Annotated in this window: 6 protein-coding genes and 1 pseudogene; 3 read left to right on the top strand and 4 right to left on the bottom strand. The window is 69.7% G+C overall.

The window, feature by feature from the left end; all coding sequences use genetic code 11:
• Positions 1–750, bottom strand: a pseudogene (locus tag FRW57_RS15480) (hypothetical protein); the annotation flags it as partial.
• 139 nt (positions 751–889) lie between these two features.
• Between FRW57_RS15480 and FRW57_RS15475 the strand changes: the two are divergent.
• Positions 890–2773, top strand: coding sequence for an APC family permease (locus tag FRW57_RS15475; protein ID WP_137119663.1), 1884 nt, complete (start codon positions 890–892; stop codon positions 2771–2773).
• A 6-nt stretch (positions 2774–2779) separates the two neighbouring features.
• Here the strand turns inward: FRW57_RS15475 and FRW57_RS15470 are convergent, their stop codons facing one another.
• Both FRW57_RS15470 and FRW57_RS15465 read right to left on the bottom strand, forming a co-directional pair.
• Positions 2780–3394 (bottom strand): TIGR03086 family metal-binding protein, encoded by a 615-nt coding sequence (locus FRW57_RS15470; RefSeq protein ID WP_137119664.1) that lies wholly within the window; start codon positions 3392–3394, stop codon positions 2780–2782.
• 5 nt (positions 3395–3399) lie between these two features.
• Positions 3400–4431: a sigma-70 family RNA polymerase sigma factor gene (locus FRW57_RS15465; RefSeq protein WP_274381525.1), complete on the bottom strand. Its 1032-nt coding sequence runs from the start codon at positions 4429–4431 to the stop codon at positions 3400–3402.
• A gap of 206 nt (positions 4432–4637) precedes the next feature.
• Between FRW57_RS15465 and FRW57_RS15460 the strand changes: the two genes are divergently transcribed.
• A complete protein-coding gene (locus FRW57_RS15460) occupies positions 4638–5027 on the top strand; it encodes a VOC family protein (protein ID WP_137119665.1) in 390 nt (129 codons plus the stop codon).
• A gap of 10 nt (positions 5028–5037) precedes the next feature.
• Positions 5038–6003, top strand: coding sequence for a non-homologous end-joining DNA ligase (ligD, locus tag FRW57_RS15455; protein WP_152186413.1), 966 nt, complete (start codon positions 5038–5040; stop codon positions 6001–6003).
• 25 nt (positions 6004–6028) lie between these two features.
• On the opposite strand, the gene FRW57_RS23320 is transcribed toward ligD, so the two are convergent.
• Positions 6029–6369: hypothetical protein (locus FRW57_RS23320; protein WP_203230352.1), on the bottom strand; the 341-nt coding region annotated here is incomplete at its 5' end.

The following is a 6369-nucleotide window of genomic DNA, read 5'->3' as shown; positions in this document are numbered from 1 at the left end:
GATGCCGGCGACTACGTCGACCTGGGCACCCGGCGGCAGGCGCTCGGCATACAGCTCCCTCGCCCGTTCGGCGACGGCGCGCGCGGGTCCGAGGTCCTGGCCGTGCAGCGGCACCACGAGCGTGGTGTGCTCGTCGCCGGCCGAGGCCAACACCGATCGGGGCAGGCTCCACAGGTTCATCGGGACGGGCTGGGCGGCCCCCTGCGTGGCCAGCCGGAGCTCGACCGCCGCCACCGGCACGCCGCGGGCGATGATGCCCCGGTCGTCGATGTCCGCCGCCGCGATCTCGGCGATCTCCGGTTCGGGCGACAACACGTCCTGGAGCTTGAAGTCGAGCTCCTCCCGGACCCGCACCTGCTGCGCCAGCAGGGCGCCGGCCCGCTCGGCCAGGGCGAGGGCGCTCTGCTCCTGCGCCGCGTCGTGGTCCGGGTTCTCGTCGAGCAGCCACACGTAGCCGTAGGTGACGCCGTTCCACCGGGCCGGCAGGCACAGCCGGGGCAGCACGCCCGACTCGGGCATCGCCGGCACCCGCACCGGCTGCTCGCTGGTGGCGATCCCGAACTGCTCGAACAGCGCTCGCACCGCGTCAGTCGAGTGCCGCTCCAGGATGGACTGCTGTCGGATCTGGTCGATCTGGCCGGCATGCTGCGAGCAGAAGGCGATGAGGTTGAAGTCGCGGTCCTCGAGCGTGACCGGGCCGCCGAGGATGCGGGAGACGTCGTCCACGATGTCCTGGAACTCGGGCCTCATACCGTCCTTCGCCGCCCATCCGGAGAGCAACCTCCGTGCAGCAGTGTCGCAGGTCGTTGTGCACTTGTCTGAAACTCGCCGTGAAAATCTGTGACGCGTGTCCGCTGCAGCGGAGTGTGACGAGGAGCACTCTGGGGGGATGGCAGATGTAGAAGAAGATGCAGGTCTGGGTCAGTTCGAGTCAGCCGACCTGGGGCTGAAGCGCACGATGTCGTTCACGCAGCTGTTGCTGCTCGGCGTGAGCGCCCAGATCGGGTCGGGCTGGTTGTTCGCCGTGCTCTCGGCCGCCGGTGTGGCGGGGCCGGCCGCGATCCTCGCCTGGATCATCGCCTCCTTCCTGGTCGGTCTGATCGCCCTCGCCTACGCCGAGATCGGCTCGATGCTGCCCCGCTCGGGCGCCATCGTGCGCTACACCTACCTGACCCACGGCTCCTTCGCCGGGTGGATCATCGGATGGGCCTACTGGCTGTCGGCCGTGACGATCCCGCCGATCGAGGCCATCGCGGTCATCACCTACCTGGGTGGCAAGTGGCCGTCGATGAACTTCCTGACCAAACAGAACGGCGTCGACATCCTCGCCTGGCCCAACGGGATCGTGTTCGGGATCCTGTTGATGATCCTGTTCTTCATCCTCAACTACTTCGGTGCCAAGTTCCTGTCCGAGTCGAACCGGTGGGTGACCATCTGGAAGCTCGTCCTGCCGACCCTGACCTTCCTCGGCCTGTTCTACATCCTCGACAGCAGCAACTTCCATGCGTTCGGTGGCTTCGCGCCGATGGGGGTGGCGCCCATCTTCCACGCCATCGCCTCCAGCGGAATCATCTTCTCCCTGCTGGGATTCCGCCAGGCCCTCGACTACGGCGGCGAGGTGCGCAACCCGCAACGCAACGTGCCGCTCGCCACCTTCGGGTCGATCGTCATACCCATGGTGATCTACACCCTCCTGCAGGTCGCCTTCATCGGCGCGATCCGCTGGGCCAGCATGGGGCTGTCTCCCGGCGACTGGAACCTGCTCGAGACCGGGTCGTGGGCCGACGGACCGTTCTTCCACGCGCTCGACTCCGCGAACCTGGCCGCCCTGACCGCGCTCGGCACGCTGCTGTTGATCGACGCCGCAGTGTCACCGCTGGCGACCGGGTGGGTCTATCTCGGCACCGCCACCCGCACGGGATACGGGCTGGCCGTCCACCGCAACATCCCCCCGATGTTCCAGAACAACAACAAGTTCGGCATCCCGTGGATCGCGCTCATCGTGTCGACCGTGGTCGGTTGCGTCTTCTTCGTGCCGGCGCCCAGCTGGTACCAGCTGGTCGGATTCATCAGCGCCGCAGCAGTGCTCACCTACGTCATGGGTGGCGTCGGCCTCCCCGTGATGCGCAAGACGGCACCCGAGCTGCCGCGTCCGTTCTTCCTCAAGGCGGCCGGTTTCTGGTCGCCGGTCGGCTACCTCGCCGCAGTCCTCATCCTCTACTGGGCCGGCTTCTCCACCCTCGCCAACGTGTTCACCGCGACGTTCATCGGGCTGCCGCTGTTCGCGTGGTACTACGCGTGGAAGCACGGTTGGATGGCGCCGACTCCCGCGGCCGTGCTGGGCGCGGTCTTCATGGCGGCCTGGATCTGGATCGCCCGGGAGGGCGGCTGGGTCCTGACGGCTTCGGGTGGCCAGAGCAAGGGCGGCTGGTCCTTCTGGACCTACTTCATCGCCTTCACCGTCGCGTTGGTGGCGTTCTGCGTCATCATGTGGGCCCTCTCCAACGCCGAGGGACGCCTGCACATCGAGCGTTCGGCCTGGCTGCTGTGGCTGTTGCTCGGGACCGTCCCGATCTCCTACTACGGCTTCTACGGTCCCCTCGACAACCCTCCGCTGGCGTTCCCGTGGGGCACCCTCCTCGAGATGGCCCTCGGCCTGACGGCCTACTACTGGGGCGTGCGCAGCGGCTTCGCCACCGACGAGATCCGTGACATCGTCGACTCCCGCGGCAGGGGCCGGCCCAAGGAGTTCGCCGAGTCGGGGCCCGTATGACGTGACTCAGGTCGGCGCGTCGCCCAACCGCCCGCCCGGCTCCGGGGGGCTCCTGCGCCCGAGGAATCCCAGCAGCCGGTCGCTCGGTGACCCGGAGGGCGTCACCGGCGGGGCGAACCGAGCCGGACGGTCCGCGTCGGTGACCAGTCGGGGAGCCAGGTCGAGCAGTTCCTCGGCGAGCGCGGAGGGCAGGGGGGCGTCGTGGCCGCAGGCGGTGGCGACGTCCCAACCGTGCACCGCGACCTCCAGCGCCCCGGCGGTCGCCGTCAGTGCTGCCGACAGGGGAGAACCGGCGATGGACACCAGGGCCGCGCCGTCTTGGTGGGTCCATCCTCCGAGCACCGAGCAGGCCCGCGTCCGGATCCGTTCCAGCAGCAGGCCGACCGGCTCGCCGTCTCCCGGTGGTGACAGGGCGACATACCCCCGGTCCGTGGCCTCGAGCAGGGCCTGCAACGAGTCGTCCATGTGACGCAGCAGGGCCAGCAGGTCCCAGTCGGAGCAGGGTGTGGGCCGGTCCAGCAGCCGCGGTGTCACGAGCGCCAAGGAGCCGCGCGTGTAGCCGATGGACCGCTCGAGCAGGGCGAGGGCCGCCTCCAGCGAGGCGGTCCGACCGGTGGGCACGTGGCTCAGGCGCCCGGACGCGTCCCCGCCGGCAGACGGTCCGGGAGGCCGAACGTGGCGAAGAGCGACGTGTCGAAGAACGCAGCCACGTGACTGACCCCGTCCTTGGTGAGGGTCAGGACCTGCAGGTGGAACGGCGCGAACGTGCCGTCCTGCGTCCGCATGTAGAGGCCGAAGGCGGGCTGGCCGTTCGCGGTCGTCGCGACCATCGGCATGTCCTCGCGCTGGCCGGGGCACTGGCCGCCGATCAGCCGGCCGATGTTTTCGGCGCCCTGGTACCAGCCGGTGAACGGCGGCATCTCCCACACGGCGTCGTCGGTGAACATCGCGACGATGGCGTCGACGTCCTTCTCCCAGAACGCGGTGACGTAGCGGTCGAGCAGCTCCCGCTGCTCCGGTGAGGTGGGTTCGGCGAGGGCCTCCTCGCGCGGCGAGGCATCGGCCAGCTGCTTGCGGGCCCGCTGCAGGGTGCTGTTGACCGCGACCGTCGTGGTGCCGATGGCCTCGGCCACCTCGGCGGCCCGCCACCTGAGGACATCGCGCAGGACCAGCACGGCGCGCTGCCGGGGCGGGAGGTACTGCAGGGCCGCGATGAAGGCCAGCCGGATCGTCTCGCGGGAGGCGGCCACCTCGGCCGGGTCGGCCGAGATGCTCCCGACCACGGACTCCGGTGCCGGCTCCAGCCACGGCACCTCGGCACGCTCGACGAGCGGGTCCGCGGCATCGCTGCCGGGCGCACCCAGCCCGGTGGGCAGGGGCCGCTTCGCGCGGCCCTCGAGCGCGGTCAGGCAGACGTTGGTGGCGATCCGGTAGAGCCAGGTGCGCATCGAGGAGCGTCCCTCGAACTTGTGGTAGGACCGCCACGCCCGCAGATAGGTCTCCTGCACCAGGTCCTCGGCGTCGTGGACCGAGCCCAGCATCCGGTAGCAGTGCGCGGTCAGCTCGCGGCGGTAGGGGTCGGCCAGCCGAGGGAACTCGTCAAGATCCACCGGTGGCGTGTCCGTGCTCTGGGGTGGCGTGCTCGTGGTCTGGCTCACGTGGGCCTCCTGGGTCCTCGTCCACTCTACGGCTCGTGCTCTGGTTGGTGGACTCCTCCGGCCACCAGAACTCATCGCTTCCGACCGGGGGTTCTCGCGGATGACCAGGGGGACGATGACTTCCCGTGCCGGAGCGGTCTGTATGGGCACCGGACCCCATCGAACGTGGTGGGGTGACGCCACTACACCGAGAGGGTGCCCCAGCCATGGCTCGCACAATCTTCGTCAACCTCCCCGTGTCGAACCTGACGAGGTCCATCGACTTCTTCTCCCGCCTGGGTTTCGAGTTCAACACCGCGTTCACCGACGACCGGGCTGCCTGCATGGTCGTCAGCGACGAGGCCTACGTCATGCTGCTGGCCCGCGACTTCTTCGCGACGTTCACCCCTGCGCCGGTGGCCCAGCCCGACTCACGGGGTGAGGTCATCCTCTGCATCTCGGCACAGAGCCGCGACGAGGTCGATCGGCTCGTCGCCACCGCGCTCGAGGCCGGAGGGCGCTCCTCCCAGGACCCGATGGAGGACGGCACGATGTACGGGTGGAGCTTCCAGGACCCCGACGGTCACCTCTGGGAGGTCATGCACATGGCCGCGTAGGTTGGGTGCCATGGCATCCAGGACAGGGTCGTCTCCGGCGATCGAGCTCGAGGTCGGGGAGCGCACCGTGCGGATCTCCAACCCGGAGCGGGTCTACTTCCCCGCCCTCGGCGCCACGAAGCTCGACCTCGCGCGCTACTACCTCGCCGTGGGCGACGGCATCGTGCGCGCGCTGCGTGATCGCCCCTGCATGATGCACCGCTTCCCCGAGGGCATCGAGGGGGAGAAGGTCCACCAGAAGCGGCTGCCTCGTGGTGCCCCGGACTGGGTGGAGACCGTCCGCCTCCACTTCCCCCGCTACGACCGGTATGCCGACGAGCTGTGCGTCACGGAGCTCGCCAGCGTCATCTGGGCCGTGCAGATGTCCACGGTCGAGTTCCATCCGTGGAACTCCCGGCGGGACGACACCGAGCGCCCCGACGAGTGGCGGATCGACCTCGACCCGATGCCCGACTGCGAGTTCGACACGGTCCGACGGGTCGCGCACGTCGTGCACGAGGTGCTCGACGAACTCGGGATCGTGGGGTGGCCGAAGACCTCCGGAGGGTCGGGGATGCACGTCTACGTGCGCATCGAGCCGCGGTGGGGATTCGACGACGTGCGTCGCGCCGCGCTCGCCTTCGCCAGGGAGGTGGAGCGCCGGGCGCCCGACGACGTCACGACGACCTGGTGGCGCAAGGACAGGGACCCGCGCAAGCTGTTCGTCGACTACAACCAGAACGCCCGGGACCACACGATCGCCGCCGCCTACTCGGTGCGTGGGTTTCCCGACGCCACGGTCTCGACGCCGATCACCTGGGACGAGGTGGACGACGTGCAGCCGCGTGAACTCACCATCGCGACGGTGCCGGAGCGGTTCGCGCGGCGCGGCGACCTGCACGCCGACATCGACGACACGGCATACGCGCTGGACAGCCTGCTGGAGTGGGCCGACCGGGACGAACGGGACGAGGCGGGAGACGTCGACGAGGGCTGAGCGAGTGTGACCCGGCCGCCCCTGCTCAGCAGGTGCGGATGTCTGGTGGCCAGTCGGCCGGCCCCGGATCCGCCGTCTCCACCAGGTCCGCCGCGTCGTCAGTGTCGTCAGTGTCGTCGGTGGCAGCCGGAACTGCCTCGAGGCTCGGCCGCGGCGTCTCCTGGCCGCCGTCCATGACCGCTGCCAGTGCCTGGATGCTGGTGCGCAGCTGGCTGGTCTGCCGCTGTCCGAGGGCGAGGACGACGGCCTCGAGCACCCGCACTTGGATGCCCTCGGCCTGTTGCAGCGCGGCGCCGCCGAGGTCGGTGACGTGGAGCAGCTGCGGGGCGGCGCCCGCCGGGGCACTCGGGTGGCGGTGCCGCGCCA

The sequence above is a fragment of the Segeticoccus rhizosphaerae genome, assembly GCF_009192725.1.
GTDB classification, from domain to species: Bacteria; Actinomycetota; Actinomycetes; order Actinomycetales; family Dermatophilaceae; genus Segeticoccus; species Segeticoccus rhizosphaerae.
Note: the sequence above shows the minus strand (reverse complement) of the source record. Positions and strands in the feature narration are given on the sequence as shown.